Source organism: Nostoc sp. NMS8 (genome assembly GCF_017115045.1).
Taxonomy (GTDB): domain Bacteria; phylum Cyanobacteriota; class Cyanobacteriia; order Cyanobacteriales; family Nostocaceae; genus Nostoc.
Map to the genome: position 1 here is coordinate 1 of NZ_JABXKK010000067.1, position 14,829 is coordinate 14,829.

Annotated in this window: 15 protein-coding genes and 1 pseudogene; 9 read left to right on the forward strand and 7 right to left on the reverse strand. The window is 36.1% G+C overall.

What is annotated here, in order from left to right:
• Positions 1 to 893: pseudogene (locus tag HWQ39_RS12715) on the forward strand (relaxase); the annotation flags it as partial.
• A 385-nt stretch (positions 894 to 1,278) separates the two neighbouring features.
• Here HWQ39_RS12715 and HWQ39_RS12720 read toward each other — a convergent pair.
• Positions 1,279 to 1,425, reverse strand: a complete 147-nt coding sequence (locus HWQ39_RS12720) for a hypothetical protein (RefSeq protein WP_292845008.1) — start codon at positions 1,423 to 1,425, stop codon at positions 1,279 to 1,281.
• A 711-nt stretch (positions 1,426 to 2,136) separates the two neighbouring features.
• On the opposite strand from HWQ39_RS12720, the gene HWQ39_RS12725 reads away from it, so the two are divergent.
• Positions 2,137 to 2,982, forward strand: coding sequence for a hypothetical protein (locus HWQ39_RS12725; protein ID WP_292845011.1), 846 nt, complete (start codon positions 2,137 to 2,139; stop codon positions 2,980 to 2,982).
• 13 nt (positions 2,983 to 2,995) lie between these two features.
• Positions 2,996 to 4,150, forward strand: a complete 1,155-nt coding sequence (locus HWQ39_RS12730) for a M4 family metallopeptidase (RefSeq protein WP_292845014.1) — start codon at positions 2,996 to 2,998, stop codon at positions 4,148 to 4,150.
• Between the two features lie 97 nt (positions 4,151 to 4,247).
• Here the strand turns inward: HWQ39_RS12730 and HWQ39_RS12735 are convergent, their stop codons facing one another.
• A complete protein-coding gene (locus tag HWQ39_RS12735; protein WP_292845017.1) occupies positions 4,248 to 4,439 on the reverse strand; it encodes a hypothetical protein in 192 nt (63 codons plus the stop codon).
• Positions 4,440 to 4,445: 6 nt separating this feature from the next.
• Positions 4,446 to 4,751: a hypothetical protein gene (locus HWQ39_RS12740; protein ID WP_292845020.1), complete on the reverse strand. Its 306-nt coding sequence runs from the start codon at positions 4,749 to 4,751 to the stop codon at positions 4,446 to 4,448.
• A gap of 605 nt (positions 4,752 to 5,356) precedes the next feature.
• Between HWQ39_RS12740 and HWQ39_RS12745 the strand changes: the two genes are divergently transcribed.
• The 6 genes from HWQ39_RS12745 to HWQ39_RS12770 all read left to right on the forward strand — a co-directional run bounded on the left by HWQ39_RS12745 (position 5,357) and on the right by HWQ39_RS12770 (position 9,096).
• Positions 5,357 to 5,998 (forward strand): ParA family protein, encoded by a 642-nt coding sequence (locus HWQ39_RS12745; RefSeq protein WP_190938712.1) that lies wholly within the window; start codon positions 5,357 to 5,359, stop codon positions 5,996 to 5,998.
• Between the two features lie 2 nt (positions 5,999 to 6,000).
• Complete coding sequence (locus HWQ39_RS12750; RefSeq protein WP_292845023.1) at positions 6,001 to 6,234, forward strand: hypothetical protein; 234 nt, start codon at positions 6,001 to 6,003, stop codon at positions 6,232 to 6,234.
• Positions 6,235 to 6,450: 216 nt separating this feature from the next.
• A complete protein-coding gene (locus HWQ39_RS12755; protein ID WP_292845026.1) occupies positions 6,451 to 8,034 on the forward strand; it encodes a class I SAM-dependent DNA methyltransferase in 1,584 nt (527 codons plus the stop codon).
• Positions 8,035 to 8,044: 10 nt separating this feature from the next.
• A complete protein-coding gene (locus HWQ39_RS12760) occupies positions 8,045 to 8,302 on the forward strand; it encodes a hypothetical protein (protein ID WP_292845029.1) in 258 nt (85 codons plus the stop codon).
• Positions 8,299 to 8,706 (forward strand): type II toxin-antitoxin system VapC family toxin, encoded by a 408-nt coding sequence (locus tag HWQ39_RS12765; RefSeq protein ID WP_292845031.1) that lies wholly within the window; start codon positions 8,299 to 8,301, stop codon positions 8,704 to 8,706. The genes HWQ39_RS12760 and HWQ39_RS12765 overlap by 4 nt, the downstream gene beginning before the upstream one ends.
• A gap of 33 nt (positions 8,707 to 8,739) precedes the next feature.
• Positions 8,740 to 9,096 (forward strand): type I restriction enzyme endonuclease domain-containing protein, encoded by a 357-nt coding sequence (locus HWQ39_RS12770; RefSeq protein ID WP_292845034.1) that lies wholly within the window; start codon positions 8,740 to 8,742, stop codon positions 9,094 to 9,096.
• Positions 9,097 to 9,219: 123 nt separating this feature from the next.
• Here the strand turns inward: HWQ39_RS12770 and HWQ39_RS12775 are convergent, their stop codons facing one another.
• The 4 genes from HWQ39_RS12775 to HWQ39_RS34395 form a co-directional block, all read right to left on the reverse strand.
• Positions 9,220 to 12,024 (reverse strand): serine protease, encoded by a 2,805-nt coding sequence (locus tag HWQ39_RS12775; protein WP_292845037.1) that lies wholly within the window; start codon positions 12,022 to 12,024, stop codon positions 9,220 to 9,222.
• A gap of 115 nt (positions 12,025 to 12,139) precedes the next feature.
• Positions 12,140 to 12,679 carry a COP23 domain-containing protein gene (locus tag HWQ39_RS12780; protein ID WP_292845040.1) on the reverse strand — a complete coding sequence of 180 codons (540 nt, stop codon included), beginning with the start codon at positions 12,677 to 12,679 and terminating at the stop codon, positions 12,140 to 12,142.
• 469 nt (positions 12,680 to 13,148) lie between these two features.
• On the reverse strand, positions 13,149 to 14,465 hold the full coding sequence (locus HWQ39_RS12785; RefSeq protein WP_292845042.1) for a serine/threonine-protein kinase: 1,317 nt from the start codon (positions 14,463 to 14,465) through the stop codon (positions 13,149 to 13,151).
• A 38-nt stretch (positions 14,466 to 14,503) separates the two neighbouring features.
• Complete coding sequence (locus HWQ39_RS34395) at positions 14,504 to 14,626, reverse strand: 4-Cys prefix domain-containing protein (protein WP_366932268.1); 123 nt, start codon at positions 14,624 to 14,626, stop codon at positions 14,504 to 14,506.
• Between the last annotated feature and the right edge of the window lie 203 nt (positions 14,627 to 14,829).

Sequence of the window (14,829 nt, forward strand, 5' to 3'; positions counted from 1 at the left end):
CATTTAATGACCTGGATGCAGTTCTTGCAACTGAGTTACAATCATATCTAGAGAAGAGAGCCATTTCATCAATTTCTGATTATGTTGAGCAATCAACTGTCGAATCAGCATTAACCCAAACAGTATTAGAATTAACACAACAACTTTCTCAAAATCAGCAGCAGCTATCAGCCGGAAGAACCATATTCGACGACCTGGAAGCAGCGATTGTTTATTTGGAGCAACTCCATAGATCACAAAAACCAGTGGATGCAGTTGCTCTTAATCAAACTCAAACTATAACTACAGATGAACCAAAGCTAAAAGATAATCTTTCAGCCGAGTTATATGAGTATTACAGTGTAGGCTTGCAAAACTTATTAGTGACTGACCGAGATAAAGAAATTGCTATATTGGCACTCAAAGATGATAAACCTGCCGAGGAAGTTGAAGAAATTCTCTTTGCCAGTCCAGCCGGATGGACACAAGATGAAGCTAAGTATTTGGTACTTATCGCTAGCAATCAACTGGTAACTCAAAAGTCAGAACCAGAACAGTCACTCGATGAAAAGCAGGGTATTGAATCGGAATTATTAGCGATGGCTGTACCTATTGCTGTTCAACTAATCAATTGGCAATTAAGAGAAAGTGGCTCAAATAGCCTTAGATTCAAACGTGCAACTCTAGAGAAGCAGGGTAGAGAACTGGTATTTACCCATGATGAGCGGGGTGAAATTTTTCGAGTGGCAGTCAACCGAAACCAGTCAGGTGAGCTTGAGTATTCACCGATTAATATCGGGACAGTAGAAAGAGAAGATATTCAGCTTTGGCAAAAAGCAGACCGCGTATTGCAACAAATAATAGAAGAAAAACAGGAACAACGAAGAAGACAGAGTAAAGGGATGTCTCTCTAGGTGATGGCGCAACTCTTAACCGCTTCGCTCAAATAGGCGTAAATAGAAGGTTCGTGCAACCAGGGGCAACCTTGTAAAATTTAGTAAAAATAACCCTTTATTTAGCCTTGATTGATAAGAAATACAAATAATAACTTTGCCTAGTTCGTCTCATTTTAGGCAATGTTTTTCAGTTTCGAGACGGAGCCATAGTACTTTGAAACAAAAACTTCCAGGTACTCCAAGCTCCGTTTTAGGCAAAGTTATTTTACTGTCTATGCGCTAGAAAAAGTATTTGTGCAACTTATCTTTTTATGAGCGCGGTTAAATCTCGTATCAATCTCTGTAACTGTTGCTGTATAAGGTTTTTAGCTACAGGTTGCCCCTCGTTGCACGAACCTTCTATTTACGCCAAATAGGCGGTGTCTGCCACTGCTACAAATTCACTCGTTGAGCTACCCAAATTGTTGCAGGCATCGGCAGACACTCCGCTACGCCGCCTATTTGTTAAGAGTTGCTTGGATTGTGGTAATTCTAGTTTAAAGCAGTTCATTCCCCTCGACTCTACCTTTCGGCGGCTACCCTAACCGAACAGTATTCGATGTGGAACAGCTTATCACTGTTTATTTCACCCCTAGAACTGGAGTATGCGAAGAATCTTCGCTAATAAAACTTCTTACTTTCGTCTTTTTCCCTAATTTTAGATGTTCCTAAATAGCTCGGATGTGAGCCATAAAAACTAGATATAGAAAACATTTAGGACGAGTTAACACTTTTTTATAAAAATTTTATTGCTTTAATTTCCGGAAAACTGCATACTTAATTTGTATCTCTCTTTAAAAGAAAAATCTTTATAAAGTTATACCTAAAGATTTTTGTTATAGCGATCTCCAAAGTCCTTGTCTTTTTCAAGGGTCAACTTGCCTATGTAGGGCAAGTGTGCTAATAAAAGCACAACGTATAGAAAAATACTTAGATTTCTTTTACTTTAAGTATTATTACTCTGCAAATGTTTATAGGATGAATGTAAGCTTATAGAGTAAAAAACAGATTGTATTGACTTTTCAAGCGCCTTAGTTAAGGTATAATTTTATACTTTTTTACATCTCAATCCCAAATCCTACCTTTTAGTTGAGCATTATTATGTATTCAACATTAACAAAACTTAAAACTGCTGAATAAAACTTAGTTTAAAAGAGGGTTTTGAGACTTACTGTGAAAAGTCAGATAGTTTATTCCTCATCAACACAAAGGTAATTATTACATGAATAGCAACGGTCTAAAAACATTTTTTGTCCATGCTGTAGATAAAGCTTCATTCTCTAGAAGTGATGAAATTATTGCTCTCTCTGAAGCATTGAAGAAAGTTGACCCTGCCGGAATAAAAATTGTAGGTAAAGCGGAGCTTTACAAATTTGGAGAAGTAGAAGAAAAGTTAAAAATAGTACTAGAAAAAGAAGATTTAAGAAAAGTTAACTACTTCCAAAAATCTTCTATATTTAAAATATTTACATATTTTATAGATTCTTTGTCAAATTTATTAGTTGCACATTCAGAAAGCCCTGAACCTAGTTTCTCAGGTGTTAAAAAATCTAATTCGTCCATTAATAACGATTGTAAGCTTGAAACTGTAAGTAAAGAAACTTTGAAGTTGACTAATACACATAAAGTCCAAATACGTCAAAAGTATAAAGGTATTCCCGTATACGGTGCTCAAGTCACTTTGGAAGTCGACGAAAAAAATGATCTTCTTGCAATTAACTCCGCTTCTGCTATAGGTGATACGCTAATCATCAATACATCACCTGAACCGAGTATAAAGGCTGATGATATTAAAGACCTGATTCAGCAAAAAACTAATTATAATTTAGAAAGTTTAGATTTAAATCCCAGTCTCTACTATTACTACGACTCTAGTAATAAAGACTGGCGGCTTGTTTATATTACTGATATTAGGTATACAGATAGCAAAGAAATCCATAGTATAGTGAAAAATCCAGAAGAAACCGACAATCTTGAGTCTGTACCAGACCTTGTAGACTATGTTGTCGATGCTCATACTGGAGATTTAGTCGATAAAAATCCGTGTTTAAGGACAATCCAGAAATAAGGTTAAAGAAAAAATGATACAAGGCAATTTTATACAAGCTGATTGTATTCATAGGCTAAGTTCCTTGATGTGTCCACATGAGATCGAGGAAAAAAATGATGCAGAAGCTGAAAATTTAACTGTAAAGATTTATAATTTTGGAGGTCGTGACTTAGAAGAAACTGATGATTTTAGCAAGAATAAAAAATTCCTTCCAGGAAAGTATTTATCTTTTAAACCTGATATTACATATTTAGATGCGAACTTATCAGGATGTGATAAGCAGTGTCTAAAAGCTCATACTAATGTTACTAATGTAGCTCAATTTATCAATGATGTACTTCAGCATACATCATCAAATGGAGAAGAAGTAATATACATCTCCAGCATAAACTGTAAGTTGAACAATGCTGGATGGTTGAAACCCTTATCTGACCGTCCTGCACAGACAATTTTTGGACAGTGCAACGTGAATGGGCAACTTCGTTCTTATGCTGTTGCACAAGATATGGTTGCTCATGAATTTTTTCACGGTTTGAACTATCAAACTGTAGGGTTTGATTCTTTGGAGAGATCAGGGAGACACGGTTTTGACTATAGAGGAGAGTCAGGATCACTTGATGAATCTTACGCTGACATTTTTGCTATCTTGTTTTCCAATTATAATGAATTAAATATTCAACAATGGATCTGGGAGATAGGACAAGGTTTTGGTGAAGAAGGACGACCCATACGGGATCTGAGCAATCCTAGTAAGTACAATCAACCTGAACACATGGATCATTACTGCTACTATTCTCCTCTTGAAAGAGCTGAAAAACATAATGATTGGCTGGGAGTCCACTATAACTCTGGAATCCATAATAAAGTGGCTTACAATTTGCTGACTTGCAAAAATGCATCTGGAGAGTATATTTTCGATGCTAGAACCGTTGCTATAATTTTCTATCTAGCTTTAAAAGATCTTCGTCCTACTTCTCTCTTTAAAGATAGCTACATAGCAGTACAGCAAGCTGCAAAAACTCTATTTCGCAATGATCCTCATATGAGAGAAAAGCTTAAAGCAATTTCTGAAGCATTTAAGAAAGTAGGAATTGATGATAGTTCCCCTGGGATTTTGAAAAGAATACGTTATGCAATATTAAGAGCTTGGTCTAGATCTAGAGGGCATTCCCGCACCTGTGAGTAATGAAAACGACTGAATATGAAAATATGTAGTGTTGGTATGGTATCTTGATTGTGATTTAAAGAAAAAGTTTGCCGCAATAGCAAGCTTTTTCTTTAAATCACATTTTCGCTTCGTAGTTCCGACTCAAACTCAAATCGAAACTTTTTAGCAATGGTGGGTGATCGCTATCCTCAATCATTATAAAGGCTGAAACGTTTGTGGCATAGAAATTACAGGCTACTTTGTCCTTGGTGACAGCTTCCGTAACTTTACCCCTAATAACTTTGCATATTAGGTACTGAATAACCATAAACTTTTACTTCTGATCAGGTTTTTTGGCGAACTGGGTTCCATCATCTTCTTTTTTAAACAAATAGGCTTGAAAGCTATATATTATAAATCCCAGTAATAATCCTATAGGATAGAACCAGGTTACTGTCTGATCTGCTCCGAGAAACTTAACAATACCTCCACCTACAACAACTCCAACAAGGCTGCTTAATGCTTGTGGAGTATAGTTTTGGAATCGCCTAATAAAGTATCTAATCAGCCAACCTATAACAATTCCAAGAGATGTAGATCCTATTAAAGGTACTATTTCTGCCAAAGATTGTGTATGCATCGCTTTATCTTACGATATTCTTTTCATCTTTTATAGAGTTATCATACAATCATGGCTATTTAATTTTAAATATGCAGATCACCCTAGTTACAATCGCGAATGAAATTGGAGTTTTATTCTCATACCTAGACCAACTTCATCCGAACTTGAACAGGGTAAATTAGCTGGCTTCGACCCTGTGAAAGCGTTGATTAAAACCCGCGACCATAGAACCCGATACCTAACTCTTTCATGTAAGCTTATAGGGGATAAAAGTAGCCAAAGCCCATTTTACCGCCATGCGTCGTCTGTAAACTTTACTCAGACTAGGTTTTAGAAAAAAAACTTCCTTTTAGCTAAAATTTAGGACTTGGCAAACTAGACAGTTTAGTTTATTAACTTCGCATAAAGTACCGAATTTTATTGGAGAGTCGGAACTTTACCTAAAGAAATGACAATTTGATGCCTATCTACAACAGGTTTTACGTTTGCTGTCCTTGCCTTGATTGAAGGACGAAATCGTTATTTCGTTAAATCGCTAATTCTTGCTTAAACGAAATCTCTCTGTACGATTAAGCGAAAACACGATATAACTAATTCGCTATAGGGCGAAAGGACGAAATTTGATGACCGTATTGGTGGGTGTCATTTCTCAAAAAGGGGGGGTAGGTAAAAGCACCCTTGCTCGGCTCATTGCTCGTGAATATGCTGCTGCTGGCTGGGATGTAAAAATAGCAGACCTGGATATTTCTCAAGGTACGAGTACGGATTGGAAACAACGCCGCTCAGTCAATGGTATCCAGCCGGAGATTGCTGTTGAACCATTCCGCACTGTTGCTCAAGCTCTGAAACACGCCTCGGTTTATGACCTCATGGTTATGGACGGGCCACCGCATTCTATGCAAGGCACTCTAGAAATTGCCCGTGCAAGTGATTTACTTGTCTTACCCACTGGTTTATCACTGGACGATCTCAAACCGTCTGTACTGTTGGCGCATGAATTGGTAAACGCCAAAATTCCTACGGATAAAATTATTTTTGTTTTATGTCGAGTCGGCGATCGGGAGAATGAAATTGAGGAGGGCAGATCATATATTCATAAAGCTGGATATGTCACAGTGGCTGGTTCAATCCCCGAAAAGACAGCTTACCGTCAGGCAAGTGATAACGGTCGTGCTGTTTCTGAGGTCACGTTTCCTACTTTGAAGCAACGGGCAGAACAAGTAGCCCAAGGAATTATTGATCTGTTGAGTAAGCAAGAGTCCTAATTATGTCAACTAAACCACCTCCACCACCTCGCAAACTGAGCAAGGGTGAACCCCCTAGCATTAAAGAAACAAAAGATAACTTGGAGAAGCCCGATCCAGGTGAAATTTCCAACTTGAATTTTAAAGTACCTGCCGAGTTTAAAAAGGATTTTAAGATTGCGGCTGCTACTTACGGTTGTACCCAAGTCGAGCTATTGCAACGAATTTTTAAATACTGGACAGATAATCATGGCTAATCGTTATTTCGTCCTTTCGCTAAATCACGAAATAACGATAACACTCTTAAGTGATGACAGCGATCGCTCTGTTACCACTTGTAAATACTCCTTGTTCACGAGGGAGGGCTGAAACCCTTGTTTTTAGTTCATTTCCAAAAGTTTGTGATTTACTGGTAATGAACGAAAACGATAATTTTGACTGGTTTAGATTTGTTTTAAAAAACTAGAGATAAGATGGCAGAAGTAGCAGCAAAGCAGAATAACTCAGAGTCATTTGAGCAGAAACTATGGAAAACGGCGGATAAGCTGCGAAAAAATATTGATGCTGCTGAATATAAGCACATTGTTTTAGGTTTAATTTTTCTAAAATATATTTCTGATGCCTTTGAAGAGTTGCATCAAAAGCTGCTTGCGGGAGAGGGGGATTACGCAGGAGGAGATCCAGAGGATCGGCACGAGTATTCGGCAGAGAATGTGTTTTTTGTGCCAGTTGAGGCACGGTGGCCATCTCTCCAGGCACAAGCAAAACAGCCTGATATTGGTAAAACTGTTGACTTGGCTATGGAAGCAATCGAGAAGGAAAATGCCAACCGGTTAAAAGGGATTTTGCCCAAGGTGTATGGACAGCAGAAATTAGACCAAAAAGCTTTGGGCGGATTAATTGACTTAATTGGATCAATTACGTTAGGGGATGCTGAGGCACAGGCACAGGATATTTTAGGGCGAGTCTATGAATATTTTTTGGGACAGTTTGCTCTAGCCGAAGGCAAGAAGGGGGGGCAGTTCTATACACCTGAAAGTATTGTGCGGTTATTGGTGGAAATTCTAGAGCCTTACAATGGGCGGGTATTTGACCCTTGCTGTGGTTCAGGGGGGATGTTTGTCCAGAGTGAGAAGTTTGTCAAAAATCACCAAGGGCGTTTGGATGATATCTCAATTTATGGGCAGGAGAGTAACGAGACAACCTATAAATTGTGTCGGATGAATTTGGCGATTAGGGGGATTGACGGCTCAAATATTAAGTGGAATCCTGAAGGTTCGTTTCTCAATGATGCTCACAAGGACTTAAAAGCGGATTTTGTCATTGCTAATCCTCCTTTTAATGATAGTGATTGGGGCGGCGAGTTGTTGCGAAATGATGGACGCTGGCTGGATAAAGACCTTGTACCTCCAGTTGGGAATGCCAATTTTGCTTGGGTATCGCATTTCATTTACCACTTAGCACCGACAGGTTCGGCGGGTTTTGTGTTGTCGAATGGTTCGCTGTCATCAAATACAAGCGGTGAAGGAGATATTCGCAAGGCTTTAGTATTGAAGGATTTGGTGGATTGTATTGTCATGTTGCCAACCCAACTTTTTTACAATACGGGTATTCCTGCTTGTTTATGGTTTCTCAGTCGGTATAAAAACGGGAATAAAAACAGGGATAGACACGGTGAGGTATTGTTTATTGATGCCTCAGAGTTGGGTTATATGGTAAATCGCAGTAGTCGGACTTTTACGGAAGCTGAGATTAGCAAGATTGCTGATACTTACCATGAGTGGAAGAAGTCGGGGGGGAGTTACCGCGATATCAAGGGCTTTTGTAAGTCTGCATCAATCGCTGAAATTGAGAAGCATAATTTTGTGTTGACACCAGGGCGATATGTGGGGATTCCTGATGAAGTGGAGGATGGGGTAAGCTTTGAGGAGAAAATGAGTGAGCTTACAATGGCATTAGGTGAGCAAATGCGAGAGGGGCAATTGCTGGATGAGGAGATTAAACAGCAATTGTTAAAGGTGGGATTTATTGTTAGTGATGAGTTAGTTGATTTTTAAGGAGTTGAATATGACTCAAGTTATCTTGAAACAGCTTAATCCCATTGTTATAGAAAAACTAAAACTTCTGGCTCAGAGTCATCAACGGACTTTGGAAGAAGAAATCACATCTATTCTTGAGGATGTAACGGAAAATACACCGATAATTACATCTAAAAGTAGGGACTGGTCGCCTGGTTTTTTTGAGCAGACTTGTGGTGCTTGGCAGGGGGAATTATTAGTTAGAGAGCCTCAGCCAGAAGCACAGGAACGAGAGCCGCTATTATGAGTTATTTGTTAGATACTAATGCCTGTATTCGGTATCTTAATTCCAGTAATAATCCAGTTTTTTATCGCTTAAATTCACTGCCACCAGATGATGTTTTCCTGTGTGATATTGTAAAATTTGAGCTTTATTACGGAGCTTATAAAAGTTCTAGTAGAGACAAAAATCTGGCAACATTAAAGATATTTTTTGATGAATTTGTTAGCTTACCTTTCGATGGTCAAGCGGCAGATATTTGTGGTTATATTCGTTCTGAATTGAATAAAAAAGGAACACCAATTGGAGTTTATGATTTACAAATTGCTTCAATTGCTCTTGCTAATAATTTGGTGTTGGTAACTCATAATGTGGGAGAGTTTAGCCGTGTGGAAGGGTTGCAGTATGAAGACTGGGAAGTTGCGGTATGAATTAATGAAAATGCCAAACTTATTTTTAAGGAGATGAATATAACTCAAGTTATCTTGAAACAGCTTAATCCCATTGTTATAGAAAAACTAAAACGTCTGGCTCAGAGTCATCAACGGACTTTGGAAGAAGAAATCACATCTATTCTTGAGGATGTAGCAGAAAAAGAGGAAGAACAAACAAGGTCTGAGGGCTTTTGGGATATGACTTTACAATTTAGAGAAAGGATGCAGCAGGAGAATATTACTTTTGATGATGCAGATTTTGCGGATCTGCGGAGATTAGTCAAGCGCCTGCTGCGAAAATATGGTTATCCGCCTGAGAAACAGGAGAAGGCGATGGTGACGGTATTGCAACAGGCAGAGTTGCTGTGTAAAGATTGGGCTGCGTGAGGTTTGATGGCGATCGCAACTTCCGGCACTCTTAGTAGATAGGGAAATTTGCCTTGATTGCAGTTCGCCAAACTTAACGCACCGACAGAGGATAGAAGGTAAAATCACGAATGAAAATATAAGCTATAATTGATTCAAAATTTCTTTTAGCTGTTGATATTTATCTATATTACCTTGCTGTTGATAGAGTTGTTTAGCAGTTTCTAAATCTTTAATTACTTGTTGAATATTCCCTTGTTTAGCATAAAGAACTCCACGATTCTTGTAAGCATCTGCGTATTGAGGATCAATTTCAATAACTTTTGTATAATTTTTTATAGCTAAATCTGTATTTCCCAATCCAGAATTACCTATTGCCCCTAAAATTAATATAGATATAAATTTAGACTTAACAGTAGTAGCATACTGAGAATTAATCATAACAACTTTTTTATAATCAGCAATACCTGGATACAGTTTTCCCTGATTAAGATATTCGAGTCCACGCTGAGAAATAGCATTTACAAATTGAGGGTTAAGATTAATAGCTTGAGTATAATCAAAAATTGCAAAATCTTGCTTACCTTGCTCACTATAGACAATTCCACGATTATAGTAAAATCTTTCATCTTGAGGATTAATGTTAATAGCCTGGGTATAATCAGCAATTGCTAAGTCATTCTTACCTTGCTTCTCATATATAATTGCACGGTTATTATAAGCATCTGTAAATTTAGTATTAATGTTAATAGCCTGGGTATAATCAGCAATTGCTAAGTCATTTTTACCTTGTTTTTCATATATAATTGCACGGTTCTTATAAGCATCTGTAAGTTTAGGATTGATGTTAATAGCTTGGCTATAATCAGCAATTGCTAAGTCATTCTTACCCTGCTTATCATATATAACCCCTCTATTATAGTAAGCCACTGTAGATTTAGGATTAATGTTAATAGCTTGGCTATAATCAGTAATTGCTAAGTTTGTGAGTTTTTGTTCTTCATAAATATCTGCACGAAGTAGATAAGATTCTGATATCTGAGGATTGATTTCAATAGCCTTGTTACAATCTATAATAGCTGCATTATATTGTTTTGACTTCTTTAGTAAATCTGCACGCATTAAGTATAGCAAAGGTTCTTTTTTTTGTAATTCTTCTGCTGCTTTAATTCCTAAACTTATGTATTCTATAGCACTTTTAGTTTTTTTAAAATGTTCTAAAATTAAACTTTTTAACAAATAAGAACGATGAATTTCTAATGTGGATTGTTTATTAATAGCCATATTGATAGCAGATAAAGATAATTCATATTGTCCACGAGACAACCAAATGACAGCAATATTATAATAGACTTGCCATAGATTGGGATCAAGATTAATTGCCTTTTCCATAGCATCAATCGCTTTATCATCTTCCTGGATTCTCCATAATTTAACACCATATTTTAACCAATCATTACCTGTTCCATTCACATCAGGGGGAGAAGGTATAGAAATTTGTATAGAATTTACATCTTCTGTATCAGGTTCATTTTTACTAAGATTTAGTTTAGCTTCAGGCAAATTCCATAAAGCTTCTCTTTGATAAAATAAATAACTTTGAACAGACAAACCTAAACTATATCCCAAAAAATCGCTTTCTGAGGCATTATGAATACCAATTAACTGGCCTTTTGTATCCCAAATACCTCCTCCACTCATTCCAGGATAACCTTCATTTGTATATACTAATTCATAACCTCTCTGAAAAAATTTTCTGATACTAAAACGTCCTAAATCTAATGTACTAAACATAGCTCCCGCATTAAATAAAGAAGGATGATTTATTTCTTCACCCTTCCAACCATATAGAAAAACGTATTGTTCTTTTAATTCATAATCCGCCAATTTAGCTACTTGATACTCCTGGAAACTACGAAACTGAAAAACAGCCATATCAAGTCCCTTTCTGGTGCGAATAGTCTTATTATTCACCCTATATACTTGTTTATCAGGTGCAACAACTTGATAATCTTGTTCCCTTTCCACCACATGAGCAGCAGTTAACACATAATACACATCATTGTCTTTAGCAATAATTACACCGCTACCAATACCACTTTTACCTTCAATTCGTACCGAAGACTGTTTAGCAATAGCTAAAACCTTAGCTGGAATACCACCATTTTTAATTATTTCTCTCTCAGGAAACAAAGCTAAATCAGGTGCAGCTTCATCTACTAAATTAATGGCAATACCCCAACTATAATTACCCCATTCCTTTAAAATATTCTCATCAGGTTGTTCACCTTTTAAATAGCGAAAATCATTTTGTAAAATTGGATGAGCAATTTTACTATTAATCCCCACTAAATTACCTGCTTCATTAATTATTGCTCCCCCACTCATCCCCTGTTGAATATCATTATCATAAGCAATTTGATGACCTTTAATTAAAGCCTGATTCAAAAATAATCGCACCTGTCCCTTTGTGGTTTGAAAATTACCCTTAACATATCCCCCTGCAAATACCCTATCTCCTAGTTTGATAGTATCTTCTGCAAGTCCAGCAACTTGATAAATATTTTCACTACTAAAAGTCACCTTTGCCAAATCATATAAATCATCCTTTTGATTATCTTGTCTATCTAACTTCACAGCTTCAGCATTATAAACTTGATTATCTGAAGTGACAATTTTCACAAATTTAGCATTTTTCACCACATGATAATTAGTCAGGACAGTATAAAAGCCATTTTGTTTTTTAATAATCGTTCCTGATGCTGCTTCCTGATTATCAGCAATAACTTTAACAGTAATTTCCTTTAAAGTATTTTCTAATTCCTGTTCAGATAGCGTCCTTGCTTTTGGCACGAACAGAGAATAACTACAACCAGTAACGACAATAGGAGCAGCAGCAAATAATAAAACCAAGAATAATAATAAACTTGATAGCTTGTGTAATTTCATATAGATTCTACTTATTATGTATATGTAGATTTAGTAGATGTAAGTCAACTCAACATTGTGAAGGTTTTTGTTGGGTTGCTCTGTCGCTTAACCTATACTTATGTAAATTTTATTTTTATTTTTTAAACAACCGGAAAATATCCACTGTACAAGATAAACGACTAGAATTATTTAGCGCACAAGAAGAATTTTGATATGCTTGGGAAGCATCACCATTTAACACCGCAGTAAAAGCTTTTAATTCCAGATCAGGATCATCTGATTCTAGTAAAGTTAGAATCAGAGTATGGCAATCTTTTCCTATGGTGGTACATAAAGCTTTATGTTTTTTGAGGTTGTCATCTTCTGCATAACCCCAAGTTAAAGTTTTCAAAGTATCGTTATCATAAGCTTTCTGTAACCGAGGCGTGACTTCTTCACATCTACGCTGGGGAGGAAAACCAGCTTTCACAAAATTCGTGCGTCTCCACACTATGAAATTTTGAATTTTTGCACCATTTTTTACTTTGGTTACAGACTCTCCGTTGCTATCAGTTTCACAATAAAAAGCGACTTCTTCCCGTTTTTGACTTCCTATCCCTGTACCCTCACACCCCATCAATGCAAGGTTTAGGCTAAATAAACTCAGAAATAATAACCACTGATAACTTTTCATTACCTTAATTATGAACCTGCTTTGTTGTAGCATAAAATACCTTTAATATTGTATATACTGCATTAAGTTTTTTATAGAAATTTGTTTAAATATGCTTGAAGATTAGAAATCGCGGCTATACAAGTACAGGCGTAGCCTTCCCACAGGATAGTTCATAGAGGTAGAATAAGAACATTAAACCCACGCAGACGATTTTGATCCATCGTGACAGGTTAACTCACATCTTGCACCAATAAAAACTGATGTAATTTTATTACTCAGTATTAACCCATAACCCTTGATTCCGCAATAAAAGCTAATAAAAAGAAGGTAGCCTTATTGTCAATGTTTTGAGTTTGCCTGGAATTGTACGGAGAGGTGCAATATCTGAGTTAAGGAAATTGCACGTAGCGGATGATTTGATTATGAGATAGATAACCGACTTCTTAAAGAAGTCGGTTATCTGGTTATTATGTATTTTCAAGTTGAGCTACTTATCAGTTACCCAAGCCTTGATCGCATAATTTCCTAACGCCATATTTATTGATTTAATTTTCAGTTCATATTGACCATTTTCTAACATAAAAGTAGCAGTAAAATTATTCTCTTTAGTACTAATATTTTTTACTGAAATAAAATTATCTTCATTGACTTTACGAATGGTAAAAGTAGGATTAAAATTCTTACTTACTATTTCTACAGTTAAATATTTTTGCTTCCCGCTTGTAAAGTTGTAAATATCATAGTGTTTCCCATTAATTAGTTCTTTTGGGTCTGATTGAGTTAATTGTCCTTCCTGTTCTTTGCCATCTGCTATTAATGTTGTATCAGTTTTTTTAGTTATAATAATTGTGCTAATAACTACAATCACTAAAACAATCCCTACTATTAACTGGGATATTAATTTTAATGGAAGTTGAGAATGTGGTGTATTCTTGAGTAAGTTTCGCAGTGCTACTAAAGCTTCAGTGGCATTTTGAAATCTTTGTTTATAGCTCTCACAGACCATTTTATTTAAAACACTGGTAAATTCTTGGCTCACATTAGCTTTACTTTGCCAATTCTCAGCTAATGTAGCTGTATAAGCAGGATCTTCTCCTGTGATAGCAAAAACACCAATCATTCCCACTGAATAAATATCACTAGCAAAGGAGACTCTTCCTAAGAGAATTTCTGGCGCAATATATCCTTTTGTACCTCCTTTGATTGAACCAATTTTTGTACCTGAAACCGTTACTTCTTTAGCTAAACCAAAATCAATTAAAACTAATTTATTGTCAGCACTTCTACGAATAATGTTTTCCGGTTTAATGTCTCTATGTATTACAGAATAATTAGGATATGTTTGGACATATTCCAAAATTTCTAAAATTTCTATCAATAAAGATATTGTCTGAGATTCTGATAATCTTTTACCTTGTCTGATTTCTGTGGTTAAAGAAAGCCCTTCGATATATTCTTGAACATAGAAATATTCATCTTGTTCATCAAAATATTCAAAAATTGTCGGTATTTGTTGATAGTTTTCACCTAATTTTGCTAATGTTTGGCTTTCTATTCTGAACAGTCTTAGACATTCTAGCCAGTATTGTTTTAAGATAATTTCTTGTTTGCTTGTTGATAAATATTCAATGTCTAATTTAGCTGCTGTTGTTTTTTTAAGTTGTTTTAAAATTCGCGTTGGTTTATTTGGATGATGAGAATCTACGATTTTATAAGTAATACCAAATGCAGTTTGATGAGATAAAACATCAATAATTTTGTAACGATCTCTGAGGCGAGTCCCAATGGACAAAATATTATTCATAACTTCTTGAAATTGAATGATGGGTTTTAATTATGAAATTAACACCTACTTGTTTGATAAACCCTCTTTTGCCCCTCCGTATCACAGTTACGACAAATAACGTTGTTTGCATTCACTGGGTCAATAGGTTTTGGACAATGGGGATTTATACAATAGGTCATTACACAGAAGTAAATATCCTAAAAAATCGATTTTTATTGATATCTAAACAGATGGGTAAATCTATAAGGTTCTATTAATAGAGTTCCCTAAAACCTTGACAAAATAACATATATAGCAGTCCTAAATGATTCGTAAACTTCTTTCCTTGGGTGAACGAAAAAAGGTGTGGCAGAGGAGTTAGCGGATGATCTACGCTAACATA

Excerpts from the sequence above, each read along its gene's own strand:
- HWQ39_RS12720 (WP_292845008.1), bottom strand. The coding sequence starts at position 1,425 with ATGAACTGCTTTAAACTAGAATTACCACAATCCAAGCAACTCTTAACA.
- HWQ39_RS12725 (WP_292845011.1), top strand. The coding sequence starts at position 2,137 with ATGAATAGCAACGGTCTAAAAACATTTTTTGTCCATGCTGTAGATAAA.
- HWQ39_RS12730 (WP_292845014.1), top strand. The coding sequence starts at position 2,996 with ATGATACAAGGCAATTTTATACAAGCTGATTGTATTCATAGGCTAAGT.
- HWQ39_RS12735 (WP_292845017.1), bottom strand. The coding sequence starts at position 4,439 with ATGGTTATTCAGTACCTAATATGCAAAGTTATTAGGGGTAAAGTTACG.
- HWQ39_RS12740 (WP_292845020.1), bottom strand. The coding sequence starts at position 4,751 with ATGCATACACAATCTTTGGCAGAAATAGTACCTTTAATAGGATCTACA.
- HWQ39_RS12745 (WP_190938712.1), top strand. The coding sequence starts at position 5,357 with ATGACCGTATTGGTGGGTGTCATTTCTCAAAAAGGGGGGGTAGGTAAA.
- HWQ39_RS12750 (WP_292845023.1), top strand. The coding sequence starts at position 6,001 with ATGTCAACTAAACCACCTCCACCACCTCGCAAACTGAGCAAGGGTGAA.
- HWQ39_RS12755 (WP_292845026.1), top strand. The coding sequence starts at position 6,451 with ATGGCAGAAGTAGCAGCAAAGCAGAATAACTCAGAGTCATTTGAGCAG.
- HWQ39_RS12760 (WP_292845029.1), top strand. The coding sequence starts at position 8,045 with ATGACTCAAGTTATCTTGAAACAGCTTAATCCCATTGTTATAGAAAAA.
- HWQ39_RS12765 (WP_292845031.1), top strand. The coding sequence starts at position 8,299 with ATGAGTTATTTGTTAGATACTAATGCCTGTATTCGGTATCTTAATTCC.
- HWQ39_RS12770 (WP_292845034.1), top strand. The coding sequence starts at position 8,740 with ATGAATATAACTCAAGTTATCTTGAAACAGCTTAATCCCATTGTTATA.
- HWQ39_RS12775 (WP_292845037.1), bottom strand. The coding sequence starts at position 12,024 with ATGAAATTACACAAGCTATCAAGTTTATTATTATTCTTGGTTTTATTA.
- HWQ39_RS12780 (WP_292845040.1), bottom strand. The coding sequence starts at position 12,679 with ATGAAAAGTTATCAGTGGTTATTATTTCTGAGTTTATTTAGCCTAAAC.
- HWQ39_RS12785 (WP_292845042.1), bottom strand. The coding sequence starts at position 14,465 with ATGAATAATATTTTGTCCATTGGGACTCGCCTCAGAGATCGTTACAAA.
- HWQ39_RS34395 (WP_366932268.1), bottom strand. The coding sequence starts at position 14,626 with ATGACCTATTGTATAAATCCCCATTGTCCAAAACCTATTGACCCAGTG.